This is a genomic window from Blastopirellula marina (assembly GCF_002967715.1).
GTDB classification, from domain to species: domain Bacteria; phylum Planctomycetota; class Planctomycetia; order Pirellulales; family Pirellulaceae; genus Bremerella; species Bremerella marina_B.
In genome coordinates, this window is the sequence record NZ_PUIA01000024.1 from 1 (window position 1) to 733 (window position 733).

Consider the following 733-nt stretch of genomic DNA (forward strand, 5'->3'; position numbering starts at 1 on the left):
CGTATACGTATTCCGCAATCGTGTTCGCGCCGTCGACCAATTTTACCAACCGGTTCCAAGCGTCGTAGGACGCCGCATACGAACTGGTCAAAACGTTCGGCTGCGGGATCGTCGTCATGTTGCCCGCGCGGTCATAGGCCGGCGTCGCCCATGATGCTCCGGCGGTTTCGGCGATATCGGTGATCTCATTCACCAGATTTACTGCGCGAGCCTGGTTCAGGTCCCAGGTTGTGTCGCCGTTGGAATCCTCCAAAAACTTCTTCCAGTTGCCGGTGTCGTCCAACGACCAGCATTGGGCGAAGGCCTGACTGGTGATCGCATCCTTGTTCGCGTTGAGCGTACCGCGCAACATATCCTTGAGGCGGTGGGAGCCGTCGTAGCTGTAAAGTTCGTCGAACGGTTCGCTGAGGGCGTTCGCAACGACGTCTTGCCGCCAGATGCGATTCGACGCCCGGTCATGGCCGTACTTGATACGGTCGAGATCGGTGGAACTACCATAGTCGTACCAGCGGTTGTCCTTCACGCGTCCAAAGCGATCGAGACCTGAGTAGATGTCGCCGGTGTCGGCGTCATTGGCGCCTGCCAAATCGGCCAGGGTCCATTTCGTTTCCGGTTGGCTATAGTCGGCGACGACGAAGCCTTGGCCGAAGGGAGCGGCCACGGACTGCGCAGATCCGCCTCTACCGAGATACGAATAGTCGACGAGATGCGTCACGCCGTCATTGTCGATGAT

At 58.5% G+C, this 733-nt stretch carries 1 protein-coding gene; it reads right to left on the minus strand.

The genetic code is table 11. The annotated features are described in order from the left end of the window. Positions 1 to 733 (minus strand): hypothetical protein (locus tag C5Y96_RS27300; RefSeq protein ID WP_199188657.1); only part of this gene is annotated, 733 nt, incomplete at both ends.